This window comes from Klebsiella sp. ME-303 (assembly GCF_007910085.1).
GTDB lineage: Bacteria > Pseudomonadota > Gammaproteobacteria > Enterobacterales > Enterobacteriaceae > Klebsiella > Klebsiella michiganensis.
The window spans coordinates 194,120-210,667 of sequence record NZ_VOJB01000072.1 but is presented as its reverse complement, the minus strand read 5'-3'; the positions used below and the strand labels follow the sequence as shown (position 1 = coordinate 210,667).

General features: G+C 56.9%; 17 protein-coding genes. 9 read left to right on the top strand and 8 right to left on the bottom strand.

Annotation, left to right across the window (positions count from 1 at the left end; translation table 11 throughout):
• Positions 1-132: 132 nt before the first annotated feature.
• The 4 genes from scpA to FQK12_RS11750 are packed head-to-tail and all read left to right on the top strand — an operon-like array spanning position 133 to position 5,552.
• Positions 133-2,277, top strand: coding sequence for a methylmalonyl-CoA mutase (scpA, locus tag FQK12_RS11765; protein ID WP_014226810.1), 2,145 nt, complete (start codon positions 133-135; stop codon positions 2,275-2,277).
• Positions 2,270-3,265, top strand: a complete 996-nt coding sequence (meaB, locus tag FQK12_RS11760) for a methylmalonyl Co-A mutase-associated GTPase MeaB (protein ID WP_014226811.1) — start codon at positions 2,270-2,272, stop codon at positions 3,263-3,265. Before scpA ends, meaB begins: the two co-directional genes overlap by 8 nt.
• A 10-nt stretch (positions 3,266-3,275) precedes the next feature.
• Entirely contained in the window at positions 3,276-4,061 is a 786-nt protein-coding gene (gene scpB / locus FQK12_RS11755) for a methylmalonyl-CoA decarboxylase (RefSeq protein WP_014226812.1), read from the top strand.
• A 24-nt stretch (positions 4,062-4,085) separates the two neighbouring features.
• Positions 4,086-5,552, top strand: coding sequence for an acetyl-CoA hydrolase/transferase family protein (locus FQK12_RS11750; RefSeq protein ID WP_014226813.1), 1,467 nt, complete (start codon positions 4,086-4,088; stop codon positions 5,550-5,552).
• Here the strand turns inward: FQK12_RS11750 and srsR are convergent.
• The 7 genes from srsR to epd all read right to left on the bottom strand — a co-directional run bounded on the left by srsR (position 5,549) and on the right by epd (position 12,697).
• Entirely contained in the window at positions 5,549-6,445 is an 897-nt protein-coding gene (gene srsR / locus FQK12_RS11745) for a LysR family transcriptional regulator SrsR (protein ID WP_014226814.1), read from the bottom strand. The two genes, FQK12_RS11750 and srsR, sit on opposite strands and share 4 nt — an antisense overlap.
• 120 nt (positions 6,446-6,565) lie before the next feature.
• A complete protein-coding gene (locus FQK12_RS11740; protein ID WP_014226815.1) occupies positions 6,566-7,333 on the bottom strand; it encodes an oxidative stress defense protein in 768 nt (255 codons plus the stop codon).
• A 121-nt stretch (positions 7,334-7,454) separates the two neighbouring features.
• Entirely contained in the window at positions 7,455-8,090 is a 636-nt protein-coding gene (gene argO, locus FQK12_RS11735; RefSeq protein WP_014226816.1) for an arginine exporter ArgO, read from the bottom strand.
• Positions 8,091-8,239: 149 nt separating this feature from the next.
• A complete protein-coding gene (locus FQK12_RS11730) occupies positions 8,240-9,097 on the bottom strand; it encodes a small-conductance mechanosensitive channel MscS (protein WP_014226817.1) in 858 nt (285 codons plus the stop codon).
• Between the two features lie 188 nt (positions 9,098-9,285).
• Positions 9,286-10,365 carry a class II fructose-bisphosphate aldolase gene (fbaA, locus tag FQK12_RS11725; protein ID WP_009654956.1) on the bottom strand — a complete coding sequence of 360 codons (1,080 nt, stop codon included), beginning with the start codon at positions 10,363-10,365 and terminating at the stop codon, positions 9,286-9,288.
• A 97-nt stretch (positions 10,366-10,462) separates the two neighbouring features.
• Positions 10,463-11,626 carry a phosphoglycerate kinase gene (pgk, locus tag FQK12_RS11720; protein WP_014226818.1) on the bottom strand — a complete coding sequence of 388 codons (1,164 nt, stop codon included), beginning with the start codon at positions 11,624-11,626 and terminating at the stop codon, positions 10,463-10,465.
• Between the two features lie 51 nt (positions 11,627-11,677).
• Positions 11,678-12,697, bottom strand: coding sequence for an erythrose-4-phosphate dehydrogenase (epd, locus tag FQK12_RS11715; protein ID WP_014226819.1), 1,020 nt, complete (start codon positions 12,695-12,697; stop codon positions 11,678-11,680).
• A 376-nt stretch (positions 12,698-13,073) separates the two neighbouring features.
• Between epd and FQK12_RS11710 the strand changes: the two genes are divergently transcribed.
• From FQK12_RS11710 to FQK12_RS11690, 5 genes are read left to right on the top strand one after another with little or no spacing between them, the layout of a single operon-like run.
• Complete coding sequence (locus FQK12_RS11710; protein ID WP_032693818.1) at positions 13,074-13,499, top strand: PPC domain-containing DNA-binding protein; 426 nt, start codon at positions 13,074-13,076, stop codon at positions 13,497-13,499.
• 23 nt (positions 13,500-13,522) lie between these two features.
• Positions 13,523-14,101, top strand: a complete 579-nt coding sequence (locus tag FQK12_RS11705; protein WP_014226821.1) for an ECF transporter S component — start codon at positions 13,523-13,525, stop codon at positions 14,099-14,101.
• The gene (locus FQK12_RS11700) at positions 14,101-14,808 is read left to right on the top strand and encodes an energy-coupling factor transporter transmembrane component T (RefSeq protein WP_014226822.1); all 708 of its coding nucleotides are present in this window, start codon (positions 14,101-14,103) and stop codon (positions 14,806-14,808) included. The genes FQK12_RS11705 and FQK12_RS11700 overlap by 1 nt, the downstream gene beginning before the upstream one ends.
• Positions 14,796-15,473 carry an ABC transporter ATP-binding protein gene (locus FQK12_RS11695; RefSeq protein WP_014226823.1) on the top strand — a complete coding sequence of 226 codons (678 nt, stop codon included), beginning with the start codon at positions 14,796-14,798 and terminating at the stop codon, positions 15,471-15,473. Before FQK12_RS11700 ends, FQK12_RS11695 begins: the two co-directional genes overlap by 13 nt.
• Positions 15,467-16,123, top strand: a complete 657-nt coding sequence (locus FQK12_RS11690; RefSeq protein WP_014226824.1) for an ABC transporter ATP-binding protein — start codon at positions 15,467-15,469, stop codon at positions 16,121-16,123. Before FQK12_RS11695 ends, FQK12_RS11690 begins: the two co-directional genes overlap by 7 nt.
• A 129-nt stretch (positions 16,124-16,252) precedes the next feature.
• On the opposite strand, the gene FQK12_RS27650 is transcribed toward FQK12_RS11690, so the two are convergent.
• Positions 16,253-16,548 (bottom strand): transketolase-like TK C-terminal-containing protein (locus FQK12_RS27650; protein ID WP_275951730.1); only part of this gene is annotated, 296 nt, incomplete at its 5' end.

Sequence of the window (16,548 nt, the reverse complement as noted above, 5' to 3'; positions counted from 1 at the left end):
TACATCACAAAATAAAACATTTCATGCGGCAAAAAACGACGCATCGATGGCTATTTTTTGCTGGCGACAGAGGCGATGAAAAAGCTCACCGTATTTGCAATATCCCATTTCATTGCGCATACGGAGCACAACATGTCAGAGTTACGGGAGTGGCAAACGCTCGCCAACAAAGAGCTCAGCCGGCGGGAAAAAACCGTCGATGCCCTGGTAAAACAGACGGCAGAGGGCATTGACGTTAAGCCGCTGTATACCGAAGCCGATCTTGATAATCTGGAAGTGACCGGCACCCTGCCCGGCCTGCCGCCTTTCGTTCGCGGCCCGCGCGCCACCATGTACACCGCACAGCCGTGGACCATCCGCCAGTACGCCGGTTTCTCTACCGCCAAAGAGTCCAACGCTTTCTATCGCCGCAACCTCGCCGCCGGGCAGAAAGGGCTTTCCGTCGCCTTCGACCTCGCGACCCACCGGGGCTATGACTCCGATAACCCGCGCGTGGCGGGCGACGTGGGGAAAGCCGGCGTGGCGATCGATACCGTCGAAGACATGAAGATTTTATTCGATCGGATCCCGCTGGATAAGATGTCCGTATCGATGACCATGAACGGCGCGGTGCTGCCGATAATGGCGTTTTATATCGTCGCGGCGGAAGAACAAGGGGTTGCGCCGGAACAGCTCACCGGCACGATCCAGAACGATATTCTGAAAGAGTACCTGTGCCGGAATACCTATATTTACCCGCCAAAGCCCTCAATGCGCATTATCGCCGACATCATCGCCTGGTGTTCGGGCAACATGCCGCGCTTTAACACCATCAGCATCAGCGGCTACCACATGGGCGAAGCCGGAGCCAACTGCGTGCAGCAGGTGGCCTTTACCCTGGCCGACGGTATCGAATACATCAAGGCCGCGCTCTCCGCCGGGCTGAAAATCGATGACTTCGCCCCGCGCCTGTCGTTTTTCTTCGGCATCGGTATGGATCTGTTTATGAACGTCGCCATGCTGCGCGCCGCACGCTACCTGTGGAGCGAAGCGGTAAGCGGCTTCGGCGCCACCAATCCGAAATCCTTAGCCCTGCGCACCCACTGTCAGACCTCCGGCTGGAGCCTCACCGAGCAGGATCCGTATAACAACGTGATCCGCACCACTATCGAAGCGCTCGGCGCCACGCTCGGCGGCACCCAGTCGCTGCACACCAACGCTTTCGACGAGGCGCTTGGCCTGCCCACCGACTTTTCCGCCCGTATCGCGCGTAATACGCAGATTATCATCCAGGAGGAGTCAGAGATCTGCCGCACCGTGGATCCGCTGGCCGGATCGTACTACCTCGAATCGCTGACCGATCGGATCGTTAAGCAGGCGCGGGCCATTATGCAGCAGATCGACGACGCGGGCGGAATGGCAAAGGCGATCGAGGCCGGACTGCCGAAACGGATGATCGAAGAGGCCTCCGCCCGCGAACAATCGCTGATCGACCAGGGCAAGCGCGTCATCGTCGGCGTCAATAAGTACAAGCTGGAAAAAGAAGATGAAACGGCGGTACTGGAGATCGACAACGTCAAGGTGCGCAACGAACAGATCGCCTCGCTGGAAAAAATTCGCGCCAGTCGGGACGACGTGACGGTAAAAGCCGCGCTGAACGCCCTCACCCACGCCGCGCAGCATGGTGAAAACCTGCTGGCCGCCGCCATCAACGCCGCCCGCGTCCGCGCCACGCTGGGCGAAATTTCCGACGCGCTGGAGGCGGCGTTTGACCGCTACCTGGTACCCAGCCAGTGCGTCACCGGCGTGATTGCGCAAAGCTACCACCAGTCAGACAAAGCAGCCGGCGAGTTCGACGCTATTGTTGCGCAAACCGAAAAATTCTTCGCGGAACGCGGCCGCCGCCCGCGCATTCTGATCGCCAAAATGGGTCAGGATGGCCACGATCGCGGGGCCAAAGTGATCGCCAGCGCCTATTCCGATCTCGGCTTCGACGTTGACCTGAGCCCGATGTTTTCCACGCCAGAAGAGATCGCCCGCCTGGCGGTGGAAAACGACGTGCACGTGGTGGGCGCCTCATCTCTGGCGGCAGGCCACAAAACCCTGATCCCCGAGCTGGTCGATGCCCTGAAAAAATGGGGGCGGGAAGATATCTGCGTCATCGCCGGCGGCGTCATCCCGCCGCAGGATTACGCCTTCCTGCAGGCGCGCGGCGTGGCCGCCATTTACGGCCCCGGTACGCCGATGCTGGAGAGCGTACGCGACGTCCTGATGAGGATTAGCCAATATCATGATTAACCACGCCACGCTGACGGACGCCGTGCGGCGACTACGCCTGGGCGAGCGGGCCACGCTCGCCCAGGCCATGACGCTGGTGGAGAGCCAGCATCCCCGCCACCAGGCGCTAAGCGCACAGCTGCTGGATGCCATTATGCCCTTCGCCGGCAACGCCCTGCGCCTCGGCGTCACCGGCACGCCGGGGGCCGGAAAAAGCACTTTTCTGGAAGCTTTCGGCATGCTGCTGATTCGCCACGGCCTGCGGGTCGCGGTGATAGCGGTCGATCCGAGCAGCCCGGTCAGCGGCGGCAGCATTCTTGGCGACAAGACGCGCATGATCGAACTGGCGCGATCGGACTCGGCATTTATCCGCCCGGTGCCCTCCAGCGGCCATCTGGGCGGCACCAGCCTGCGCGCGCGGGAGCTGATACTGCTGTGCGAAGCGGCGGGCTATGACGCGGTAATTGTCGAAACCGTCGGCGTCGGCCAGTCGGAAACGGAGGTCTCCCGGCTGGTGGACTGCTTTATCTCGCTGCAGATCGCCGGCGGCGGTGACGATCTGCAGGGCATTAAGAAGGGGATTATGGAGATGGCGGATATCGTGGTTATCAATAAAGATGATGGCGAGAACCGCGCCAGCGTGGCAATCACCCGTCATATGTATGAATCCGCCCTGCATATTCTGCGCCGCAAGCACGCCGCGTGGCAGCCGCGCGTTTTGAGCTGTAGCGCGCTGGAGCAGCGCGGCATCGAAGCCGTCTGGCTCGCAATTCTTGACTTCAAAACCACCCTCACCGACAGCGGCGAGCTGGAAAAACTGCGCCAGCGCCAGGCGCTGGAGTGGCTGCAAAAGCAGGCCGAAACCGAGGCGCTGCACCTGCTGTTTGCCCGAACCGACTTTGCACGCTACTTCCAGCAAACGCTACAGGCGGTGAAAAACAACGGCCTCTCGCCGCGCACCGGCCTGCGGCAGATTAGCGAATTCCTCCAGAATCATTACTTTGCGTAAAAGGATATTTATGTCTTATCAATATGTTAATGTCGAAATTATCCGCAAGGTTGCGGTGATTGAGTTCAACTATAGCCGCAAGCTCAATGCCTTAAGCAAGGTGTTTATCGACGATCTGATGCAGGCGCTGAGCGACCTCAACCGGCCGGAAATTCGCTGCGTCATTTTACGCGCGCCCGGGGGAGCAAAGGTTTTCTCCGCCGGCCATGACATCCACGAATTGCCCGGCGGGCGCCGCGATCCGCTCTCGTATGACGATCCTCTGCGTCAGATCACCCGTATGATCCAAAAGTATCCGAAACCGGTGATCTCCATGGTCGAAGGCAGCGTCTGGGGCGGCGCGTTTGAGATGATCATGAGCTCCGATCTGATCATCGCCGCCAGCACGTCAACGTTCTCTATGACGCCGGTGAATCTCGGCGTGCCCTACAACCTGGTCGGCATCCACAATCTGACCCGCGACGCCGGCTTTCATATCGTGAAAGAGCTGATTTTCACCGCCCTGCCGATTACCGCCCAGCGCGCGCTGGCGGTCGGTATTCTCAATCACGTGGTGGACGCCGACGAACTGGAAGATTTTACCTTGCAGATGGCGCACCACATCTCCGAGAAAGCGCCGCTGGCGATCGCGGTCATTAAGGAAGAGCTGCGCGTGCTTGGCGAAGCCCACACCATGAATTCCGATGAGTTCGAACGTATTCAGGGAATGCGTCGCGCCGTCTACGACAGCGTGGATTATCAGGAAGGCATGAGCGCGTTTATGGAAAAGCGTAAACCTGAGTTCGTCGGCCATTAATCACGCCGGATTAAGGAGTATAAAATGAAACGGATGAGCGCCGATGAAGCGGCGGAGATTATCCAGCACGACCAGATGGTGGCGTTCAGCGGATTCACGCCCGCCGGTTCGCCTAAAGCGCTGCCCGCGGCCATCGCTCGCCGCGCTGACGAATTACATCGGGCGCAGAAGCCTTTTCAGATCCGCTTGCTGACCGGCGCCTCCATCAGCGCCGCCGCCGATGATGCGCTATCGGCAGCCGATGCCGTCTCGTGGCGCGCGCCGTATCAGACTGCCTCCGGACTGCGACAAAAAATCAACCAGGGGCAGGTGAAGTTTGTCGATCTGCACCTGAGCGAAGTGGCGCAAATGGTCAACTATGGGTTCTTTGGCGAGATTGATGTCGCGGTGATCGAAGCTTCGGCTATCGCGCCGGACGGACGGGTCTGGCTCACCAGCGGTATCGGCAACGCGCCAACCTGGCTGCTGCGGGCGAAGAAAGTGATCATTGAGCTGAATCACTACCACAGCCCGCGGGTTGCCGAGCTGGCCGATATCGTGATCCCCGGCGCCCCGCCGCGGCGCAACAGCATCGCCATCTTTCATGCGATGGATCGCGTGGGCAGCCGGTACGTGCAAATCGATCCGAAAAAGATTGTCGCTGTGGTGGAGACCGAGCTGCCCGACGCCGGAAACGTTCTGGATAACAATAATCCGGTTTGTCAGAAAATTGCCGATAACGTGGTCACCTTTCTGCTGGAAGAGATGGCTCGCGGACGCATCCCACCAGAATTTCTGCCGCTGCAAAGCGGCGTGGGCAATATCAACAATGCGGTCATGGCGCGGCTGGGCGAAAATCCGGATATCCCCGCTTTTATGATGTACTCGGAAGTTTTACAGGAGTCGGTGGTTCATCTGCTGGAAACGGGGAAAATCACCGGCGTCAGCGCCTCCAGCCTGACGATATCCGCCGGTTCGTTGCGCAAGATTTACGACAATATGGATTTCTTCGCCAGCCGTATTGTCCTGCGCCCGCAGGAGATCTCCAATCATCCGGAAATTATCCGCCGTCTGGGGGTTATCGCCCTCAACGTGGGGCTGGAGTTTGATATCTACGGTCACGCCAACTCGACGCACGTAGCCGGGGTGAATCTGATGAACGGCATCGGCGGTAGCGGCGATTTTGAACGCAACGCCTGGCTCTCTATCTTTATGGCGCCGTCCATCGCCAAGGACGGGAAGATCTCCACCATCGTGCCGATGTGCAGCCATGTCGATCACAGCGAGCACAGCGTGAAGGCGATCGTTACCGAGCAGGGTATCGCCGATCTGCGCGGGCTATCGCCGCTGCAGCGCGCCCGCGCCATCATTGATAACTGCGCGCATCCGCTCTACCGGGACTATTTACATCGCTATCTGGAGAGCGCTCCCGGCGGACATATTCACCACGACCTCGCCCACGCCTTCGACCTGCATCGTAATCTGCTTGAGCACGGTTCAATGCTCGGCTAGCCCTCCGCGCCGTCGCGATCTTCAGTAATATGCTGAAGCATCGTGGCGGTATAGCGATGATTTTTCAGCGAATAGAGATACTCCTGCATATACATCGCGCTGCCGGGCGCGTCGAAGTACTTCAGCTTCGCCGGATTCACCAGACGCCAGGCGAAGTAAGGAATAACCGTCAAAAACTGCCCGCGCTCTACGGCGCTAATTTTGGCCATAAAGCTGTAGGGGCGATAGATAATCGTCGGGTTGATCCCGCTGGGGCGCATATACGCGTCCAGCATCGCCTCAAAATTGGCCCGGTTCTGGAAACGCATCTGCAGCCAGGGCAGCTCACGTAACAGATCCTGCGGCGGCTTATCTTCATAACGGCGGGAAACCAGAAACCCCAGACGCAGCGGCGCCAGTTCGCTAATGGTCAAATTTTCCAGCTCCTGCACGCGGGGCGAAACATGCTGCGGCGAGATAATAAAATCCAGCTGGCGATCGAACAGGTTATCAATCACGCCATTCTCGCTGAACTCCACGGCCTGGGTGGTTACGCCATCGTATTTATCGCCCAGGCTGATGAGCTGATCGAAAATAATCGTTGGATAGGTATTGTCGATGCCGATAACGATGTTGCGCGAGCGGTGCGCGGAATAGTGAATTTCGTTATCGATGGCCGATAAGCGCTGATAAATGGGAAACAGCTTCTGATAGAGCTCCTGCCCCGCTTTATTGAGGCTGATGCTGTTATCTTTACGGGTAAATAGCGTATAGCCGATCTGATCCTCCAGCGCAGCGATGCTTTTGCCGAAGGGAGACGCGGTCATATGAATTTTTTCCGCCGCTCTGGCAATATTATTGGTCTGCGCCAACAGAATGAAATTGCGCATCTTTTTCGAAATAAAGATATCCATGCTCACCTCATCGTAGAACAGGGATATATCCTTACCTTATTCAGGGAAAAGACTTTTGTCGCGCTCTCAATTTTACAGATAGTGACAGAAAAAACCCGGCGCGAAGGCCGGGCGACAGGATTACTGTGCGGCTTTGGGTTCTTCAGCGGGTTTCGCCGGTTCCGCAGATGCTGGCGCAGGCTGGGTCGGCTGCAGCTCAAACACCACGTCCACCTGGTCATCAAACTGAATGGTCGCCTGCTCGTAGGTTTCCTGAGCAGAAACCGGCGCCGCATCGGCTTTCATCATCCGCACCATCGGGCTCGGCTGGTAGTTGGAGACATGATAGCGAACGCTGTAGACGGGCCCCAGTTTGCCGTGGAACCCGGTAGCCAGCTCCTGAGCCTGGTGAATGGCATCATCAATCGCCGCTTTACGCGCTTTATCTTTATAAGCGTCCGGCTGCGCCACGCCCAGTGAAACCGAACGGATCTCATTCAGGCCGGCTTTAAGCGCCCCATCTAACAGACCGTTGAGCTTATCCAGCTGGCGCAGCGTCACTTCAACGCTACGCACCGCGCGGTAGCCCTTAAGAATGCTTTTACCGTTCTGATAGTCGTAATCAGGCTGGGTACGCAGGTTAGCTGAGTTAATGTCTTTCTTCGCAATGCCGCTCTTCTCCAGGAAGGAGAGATACTGGGCCACGCGCTCATCGGCCTGTTTTTTAGCGGATGCCGCGTCTTTCGCGGAGACGTTTACTTCAATCGCCAGCGTAGCGATATCAGGAACCGCAGCGACGCTGGCGGTACCTGAAGTGACAATATGTGGGCCGTTTGGCAACTCATTTGCCTGAACCGCCATTGCGCTAAATCCGAGTGCCGCCGCCAGGGCCATGACTTTTAACTTCACTGTCGTTTCTCCATCTTACATTGGTCGTCTATACGCAGACGCATGCCTGCAAGGGTCGTCTATACGCAGACGCATGCCTGCAAGCTTAGCGCGTACGCGGAGAAAGTCCATCGGACAAGGCTTAGTTAAGCAGCGCCTGAACATGAGCGAAGCCGTCCTTCGCCAGCTGGAAGGCAATGACCCACATCACCAGACCGACCAGCACGTTGATAACGCGCTGCGCCTTCGCCGTACGCAGGCGCGGGGCGAGCCAGGCGGCCAGCAGGGCCAGCCCAAAGAACCATAAGAATGAGGCGCTGATGGTACCTAAGGCAAACCAGCGCTTCGGCTCCATCGCCAGCTGCCCGCCAAGGCTGCCGAGAACCACAAACGTATCCAGATACACGTGCGGATTCAGCCAGGTGACCGCCAGCATGGTGACGATAATTTTCCAGCGCCCCTGCTTCATCACTTCCGCGCTGGCCAGCGCCAGATTGCTGCTCAAGGCCGTTTTCAGCGCGCCAAAGCCGTACCACAATAAAAAAGCGACGCCGCCCCAGGTCACCAGCGCCAGCAGCCACGGTGACTGCATCAGCAGCGCGCTGCCGCCAAAAATCCCGGCGCAGATCAGCAGCAGATCGCTGATGGCGCACAGCAGAGCAATCATCAGGTGGTACTGACGGCGAATGCCCTGATTCATCACAAAGGCGTTTTGCGGACCGAGCGGCAAAATCATGGCCGCTCCCAGGGCAAGACCCTGAAAGTAATACGATAACATCGGAAGTGATTTCCACTGAAAGAGTCAATGCCGGGGAATATAGCGCGCGGAAATCATTAGAGGAAATTGAAAATTTTAATCGTTAATAAGAACTACTAATAGGGCGCAGAAAAAAGGCCGGACGAACCGGCCTGTATAAAAGAGGAGAATTACTCTGCTTTTTCCTGCGGACGAATGACGTGAACGTCCATCTGCGGATACGGGAAGCCGATGCCGTTGGCGTCAAAGTCGCGCTTAATACGCTCCAGAACGTCCCAGTATACGCTTTGCAGATCGCTGCTCTTACTCCATACGCGCACCACGTAGTTCACCGAAGAAGCGCCCAGTTCATTGAGACGCACGGTCATTTCACGATCTTTGAGGATACGTTCATCCGATTCGATGATATTGGTGAGCAGCTGCTTCACTTTATCGATATCAGCGTCGTAGGCCACGCCGATGATAAACTCGTTGCGGCGCACCGGCTCGCGGGAGAAGTTGATGATATTCCCGGCAATGATTTTACCGTTCGGCACCACCACGATTTTGCCATCCGCGCTGCGCAGGGTCGTGGAGAAAATCTGCACGTTCAGCACGGTTCCCGCGATACCGCCAAGGTCAACGTATTCACCGGCGCGGAACGGGCGGAAGACCACCAGCAGGACGCCAGCGGCAAGGTTAGACAGCGAGCCCTGCAGCGCCAGACCGACGGCTAAGCCCGCGGCGCCGAGCACCGCGATCACCGAGGCGGTTTGCACGCCCACGCGGCCGAGAGCGGCGATCAGGGTAAAAGCAATAACGGCGTAGCGTACCAGCGCAGAGAGAAAATCGGCAACGGTGGCATCAATATGCCGCGCCCGCATCAGGCGATTGACGGTGTTGGAAACAATCCGCGCCACGATCAAACCGACAATAATAATCGCGATAGCCGCGACAATGTTGACGGTATAGCTCAGCAGTAATGCCTGATTGCGCACCAGCCATGAACCGGCGTTATTTATGCTATCGACAACGTTCAAATCTTCCATTCAACTTTCCTTATGGATACCCGGACGGGGAAAAAATAACCAAACCTGATAATTACAAACAGGTTAAGGGTAAACAATAAGAGTGCGTTTTGCCAAATTGATCACATTTATTTAGCAACATTTCATGTTGTTCAGATAATAAAAAAGCCCGCATTTCTGCGGGCTTCCGGGTAAGCAACAAACCTTTCTTACAGAACGTCGATCGCGTTCAGCTCTTTAAATGCCTGCTCCAGACGGGTCACCATGGACGTCTGTGCAGCGCGCAGCCATACGCGCGGATCGTAGTATTTCTTGTTCGGCTGGTCTTCGCCTTTCGGGTTGCCCAGCTGGCCCTGCAGGTAAGCTTCGTTAGTTTTGTAGTACTGCAGGATACCGTCCCAGGTTGCCCATTGGGTATCGGTATCGATGTTCATTTTGATCACGCCGTAGCTTACGGAGTCTTTGATTTCCTGAGCGGAAGAACCGGAACCACCGTGGAATACGAAGTTCAGGCTGTTGTGCGGCAGGTTGTGTTTCTTAGAAACGTATTCCTGAGAGTCGCGCAGGATAGTCGGGGTCAGTACCACGTTGCCCGGCTTGTAAACGCCGTGTACGTTACCGAAGGAAGCGGCGATGGTGAAACGCGGGCTGATTTTGCTCAGCTCGGTGTACGCGTAATCAACGTCTTCCGGCTGGGTGTACAGAGCAGAAGCGTCCATGTGGCTGTTGTCCACGCCGTCTTCTTCGCCGCCGGTGCAGCCCAGTTCGATTTCCAGAGTCATGTCCATTTTGGCCATACGCGCCAGGTACTTAGAACAGATCTCGATGTTTTCGTGCAGGGACTCTTCAGACAGGTCGATCATGTGAGAAGAGAACAGCGGTTTGCCGGTTGCGGCGAAGTGTTTTTCACCCGCGTCGAGCAGACCGTCGATCCACGGCAGCAGTTTCTTAGCGCAGTGGTCAGTGTGCAGGATAACCGGAACACCGTAGTGCTCAGCCATCTGATGCACGTGATGCGCGCCAGAGATAGCGCCCAGGATGGCTGCGCCCTGAGGAACGTCAGTTTTCACGCCTTTGCCCGCGATGAACGCAGCGCCGCCGTTAGAGAACTGAACGATAACCGGAGAACGAACTTTTGCAGCTGCTTCCAGAACGGCGTTGATGGAATCAGTACCCACGCAGTTTACCGCTGGCAGAGCAAAGTTGTTTTCTTTAGCTACCTGGAACACTTTCTGAACGTCGTCGCCAGTGATGACGCCCGGTTTTACGAAATCAAAAATTTTAGACATGTTACGTAGTCCTGTATCTGTATCTTCGACCGTTGAAGAAGGTTCGCGAGCTTTTACGCGCGCTGAAAAACAGGCGGGTCTCCCCGCCTGAACTGAATTACTGCTTAGCGCGCTCTTCGAGCATGGCTACTGCCGGCAGAACTTTACCTTCCACGAATTCGAGGAATGCGCCGCCGCCGGTGGAGATGTAGGAGATTTTGTCAGCAATACCGAACAGGTCGATTGCTGCCAGGGTGTCGCCGCCGCCTGCGATGGAGAACGCTTCGCTGTCTGCGATGGCGTTAGCCACGATTTCAGTACCTTTGCGGAAGTTCGGGAATTCGAACACGCCGACCGGGCCGTTCCACAGGATGGTTTTCGCGTTTTTCAGGATTTCAGCCAGTTTCTCTGCGGAAGCATCGCCCAGGTCCAGAATCTGCTCTTCATCTTTGATGTCGTTAACAGATTTCAGGGTAGCGGTTGCGGTTTCAGAGAACTCGGTTGCCACGCGAACGTCAGTCGGAACCGGGATATCGCAGGTCGTCAGCAGGCGTTTCGCTTCGTCAACCAGATCGGCTTCGTACAGGGACTTACCGACGTTGTGGCCCTGAGCGGCAACGAAGGTGTTGGCAATGCCGCCGCCGACGATCAGCTGGTCAGCGATTTTAGACAGGGAGTCCAGAACGGTCAGTTTGGTAGAAACTTTAGAACCACCCACGATAGCAACCATCGGACGAGCCGGTTCTTTCAGCGCTTTACCCAGGGCGTCCAGCTCAGCGGCCAGCAGCGGACCTGCGCAAGCGACGTCAGCGAATTTGCCGATACCATGAGTAGAAGCCTGCGCGCGGTGAGCGGTACCGAACGCATCCATAACAAAGACATCGCACAGCGCAGCGTATTTTTTCGCCAGCGCTTCGTCATCTTTCTTCTCGCCTTTGTTAAAGCGAACGTTTTCCAGAACCACCAGCTCACCGGCAGCGACTTCAACGCCGTCCAGGTAATCTTTAACCAGACGTACCGGGTTAGACAGTTTGTCTTTCAGATAGTTAACAACCGGCAGCAGAGAGAATTCTTCGTTGTACTCGCCTTCGGTAGGACGACCCAGGTGGGAAGTGACCATCACTTTCGCACCCTGTTTCAGGGCCAGTTCGATGGTCGGCAGAGAAGCACGGATACGCGCGTCGCTGGTTACTTTCCCTTCTTTAACCGGTACGTTCAGATCCGCACGGATAAAAACGCGTTTACCAGCCAGATCCAGATCGGTCATCTTAATTACAGACATGGTGAATCCTCTCGTTGATTCTTGATAAAGTTTTGCAGGCGCCTGAGCGCCTTACCTGAAACCTTGTGCGGCCATCGCTAACGTGGTGTCGAGCATCCGGTTAGCAAAGCCCCATTCGTTATCGCACCAGACCAGCGTTTTGATCAAATGCGCGCCACTTACCCGCGTTTGTGTGCCATCGACAATGGCGCTATGGGGATCGTGGTTGAAATCTATCGAGACTAACGGCAATTCCGTATAGTCAACTATACCATGAAATGCACCCAGTGCTGCTTTTTGCAGCAACTGGTTGACTTCACTTGCTTTTACCGGTTTTTTCACCGTTACGCTAAGGTCGATCGCCGTCACATTAATCGTCGGTACACGAACCGCGATCGCTTCAAAGCGATCGTTAAACTGAGGGAAAAAACGCGTGATCCCCGCAGCAAGCTTAGTATCAACCGGGATGATTGATTGGCTGGCCGCTCGCGTCCTGCGTAAATCCGGATGCCAGGAATCAATGACCTGCTGATCGTTCATTGATGAGTGGATCGTGGTTACCGTTCCTGACTCAATGCCATAGGCATCATCTAACAGCTTAATGACCGGAATAATGCAGTTGGTGGTGCAGGAGGCGTTGGAGACGATACGGTGCTCGGTTCTGAGCTCAGCATGATTTACGCCAAAAACGATCGTCGCGTCGAGGTCGTTGCCGCCAGGGTGTGAAAAAAGCACTTTTCTGGCGCCGGCCTGAAGATGGGCTTCGCCATGCTCGCGGCTGCCGTAAACGCCGGTACAGTCAAGCACCACATCAACCGCCAGTTCCCGCCAGGGCAACGCCTCAAGGGAAGATTCATGCAAAAGACGAATGGCATCGTCGCCAACAAACAGCTGCTCTCTCTCCTGACGTACATCCCAGGCAAAGCGCCCATGGCTGGTGTCATATTTCAATAAATGCGCGATGCCGGCAGCATCCGCCAGTTCATTGATTGCCACCACGGTAATTTCCGCACGACGCCCGGATTCATACAAAGCACGAACCACGTTACGCCCGATGCGACCGAAGCCATTAATCGCAATGCGTATGGTCATAGGTCTCCTGCAAGGCTATCCATGATATGAGGTGGCTGACAGAGTAATGCAGCAACGCTCTAAGGGAAACCTTACCTGTCGCAAACTGCGACTGATTGATTAATTGTCGAACATTTAGACGACTGAAACGCTTCAGCTAGAATAAGCCAAACAAGGAATAAAAGGAATGATTGTCCAGCCGGAGAAACCATTTATCTGACTTACATCACACTTTTACCCTCTCTGCCGCGGAATTTATTCCCTATTCCACAATGACGAATAAGCGTAGCAAAATCTTTTCGTTGCCGGGCGGCAAACACTGATTTATATCAGAAACTATACCGTTTAGCGGCGATATGATGACCGTTACGTCCGAGTCTCGGAGTCCCTCGAAAAAATGACAATCCCCCACTTGCAGCCCTCTGCGGCTCGTTACTATGCGCTTCGCTTACTTCCGGGCGAGGAGGTTTTTTCACGCCTGCGCGCCTTCATACAAGAGCAACAGATTCAGGCTGCCTGGATAGCCGGCTGTACCGGCAGCTTAAGCGATGCGGCATTACGTTTTGCCGGCCAGGATGAGACCACTTTTTTGACCGGAACCTATGAGGTTATCTCCCTGAACGGCACGCTGGAATGGCAAGGTGAACATCTCCATTTAGCGATATCCGATCCGCAAGGCGCCATGCTCGGTGGCCATATGATGCCCGGCTGTACCGTCCGCACCACCCTTGAGCTGGTGATAGGCGAACTGACCTCCCTGGCGTTTAGCCGTCAGCCGTGCGCGGTTTCCGGCTATGACGAACTGGTCATTTCATCCCGATAACTTTTCCCCTTAAAGAGGTTTATATGGCTCGTCGCCAATTTACCAGCCAGTCCCTGGTGCTGATTGCGATCGCCGTCGCCATCAATATGATCGGCGGACAGCTCATCAGTCTGTTAAAGCTTCCCATCTTTCTCGATTCGATCGGCACCTTAATCAGCGCGGTTTTACTCGGCCCGGTCATTGGCATGTTGACCGGGTTACTGACCAACCTCCTGTGGGGGCTGCTGACCGATCCGATTGCCGCCGCCTTTGCGCCGGTGGCGATGGTGATTGGTCTGGTCGCCGGATGGCTGGCGCGCGCGGGATGGTTCCGCACCTTACCGAAGGTGGTCATTAGCGGCGTTGTCATTACCCTCGCCGTGACCGCGGTCGCCGTACCGCTGCGTACGGCGCTGTTCGGCGGCGTGACGGGCAGCGGCGCGGATCTGTTTGTCGCCTGGATCCATTCGGCAGGTCAGAATCTGCTGGAATCGGTGGCGATTACCGTCTTAGGCGCTAATCTGGTGGATAAAATCCTTACCGCGATTATCGTCTGGATCCTGCTGCGCCAGCTGCCGCTGCGCACGCTGCGTCAGTTTCCTGCGATGTCTGCCGTACGCTAATGCACCCTTTTACGTCATTAACCCTCTGGGCGCTGGCGGCGGCGACTACGCTGCTGCTACCCGCAGAGACGGCGCTGCCGGTGTATAGCGCTGCGGCGTTTCTCAGCTTGCTGCTGTTCAGGGCGACGCGGCGGCGGGCAAAATACGTCGCCTGGCTCCTCTTCTCGCTGGGCATTGGCCTGTGGCTGGTCCACGGCGGCTGGTTTACCCAGTGGCTGAGCGGCCACCCCCGCGACCCGCAGCGCTGGGCCAGCGCCATCACGCTGTGGCTGAGAATTCTGGCGATTGTTTCAACGTCACAGCTGTGGATGGAGTACGTACCGGTACAGCGCTTTATTCGCGCCCTGTTTGCTTCACGCCTGCCGCCGGGCGTCGCTTATCTGTTCGCTGGCCCACTGCTGGTTGTCGAACAGCTAAAGCGCCAGCTGACGATTATCCACGAAGCCCAACGCGCCCGCGGCGTACCGCTGGACGAGAACGGCTATCAGCGGCTGCGCGCTATGCCTGCGCTCATTATCCCTCTGACCCACAACGCGCTTAACGATCTGGCGATACGCGGAGCGGCGCTGGATATGCGGGCATTTCGTTTACATCGTCGGCGCACCACGCTTTGGGCGCCGAAAGACAGCGCCTTACAACGTCTGGCGCGTTACGGCATGCTGCTGGCGATGGTCGCTGAAGCTGGAGCCTGGCTATGGTTACGTTAGAACAATTCCGCTACCACCCGACCCAGGCGGCGCGATCTGCGGCATGCTTTGATTTCCATTATTCGCAGCCCGGCATGGTGGCGATTTTTGGCGATAGCGGCAGCGGGAAAAGCACTCTGGCGCAGATTATGGCGGGCTGGTATCCGGATTTTCTGCCCGGCGATATCGAAGGTAAAGGCACCCTGCTTGGTATCCCCATCGGCCAGCAATCGCTGGTCGAACGGGCGCAGGCCATCCAGCTGGTCCAGCAATCACCCTATCTCCAGCTTTCCGGCTGTACCTTCAGCGTCGAAGAAGAGGTCGCTTTTGGCCCTGAAAATCTCTGCCTCAGCGAAGAGGAGATTATGCGCCGTATTGACGAAGCGCTGACGCTGACGGCGTGCCAGGCGTTACGACATCGCCACCCCTCCACGCTATCCGGGGGAGAAACCCAGCGCGTGGCGATCGCCTGCGCGCTGGCTATGCGGCCAACGCTACTGATCCTTGACGAAGCCTTTAGCCGCCTGACGGCGCAGGCAAGCGCTATGCTTCTGGAGCGCCTGGGGCACTGGGCGCTGGCGCAGCGTTCGTTGATTATCCTTTTTGAACGCCCCCCTTCGCCTTTTCTTGCCTGGTGTCAGCAGGGATGGCGACTGCACGATGGAGCGCTTTCCCCGCTATGCTAACGTTGAATCAGGTGACCTGGCGCTGGCCCGGCGCGACGGCTGACTGTCTGCAAAATATCTCGCTGGCGCTCGGCCAGGGGGAATGGCTGGCGCTCACCGGCGATAATGGCGCGGGGAAATCCACCCTGCTGCGGGTGATGGCCGGACTGCTACCCGCCACGTCCGGTAGCGTCAATTTGCTGGATAAGCCGATTGCGCAATACAAAAACCGTCAACGCGCCAATATCATCGGCGTGCTGTTTCAGGAGGCCGAAAACCAGCTCTTCCACAGCAAAGTCGCGGAAGAGGTCGCCTTTGGGCTGCGGCTCCAGAAATTGCCTTCTGCGGAGGTTGCGCAACGCACCGCGGCGGCGCTGAAATTATGCCGGCTGGAGAGCGTAGCCGACGCGCATCCGCTGGATTTACATACCGCCCAACGCAGGATGGTCGCCGTCGCCTCTCTGGAAGCCATGGCGCCAGAAATACTGCTGCTTGACGAACCCAGCCGCGATTTTGACCAGCACTGGCTGGCAATATTTGAAGCGTGGCTGGCGGTTTGCCGCAAAAGAGGGACCAGCGTAGTGGCCATCAGCCACGATGAGGCGTTTACACGGCGGCACTTTTCCCGCCGGGTGCTTCTGGAAAAAGGTAGGGTGCTGAGGATGGTCTGAAAAAGAAACGGGCCGCCAGAGCGACCCGTTTTTTACGGCGGCAGCCAGAGTTTTTACCCGGAGGCGGTGCTGCGCACCTGTCCGGGCTACCCGACCGCGCTGGCCCGTAGCCCGGAGGCGGTAAAAGAACTACAGCAGCGCTTTCGCTTTCGCGACCACGTTGTCCACGGTGAAGCCAAACTCTTCAAACAGCTGCTCCGCCGGCGCAGACTCACCGAAGGTGGTCATGCCAACGATCGCGCCATTCAGGCCCACGTATTTGAACCAGTAGTCGGCGATACCCGCTTCGATGGCCACGCGCGCAGAGACGGCTTTCGGCAGCACGGCTTCACGGTAAGCGGCATCCTGCTTGTCGAACGCGTCGGTGGACGGCATGGAAACCACGCGCGCCTTCACGCCTTCGGCAGTCAGTTTTTCGTAAGCGC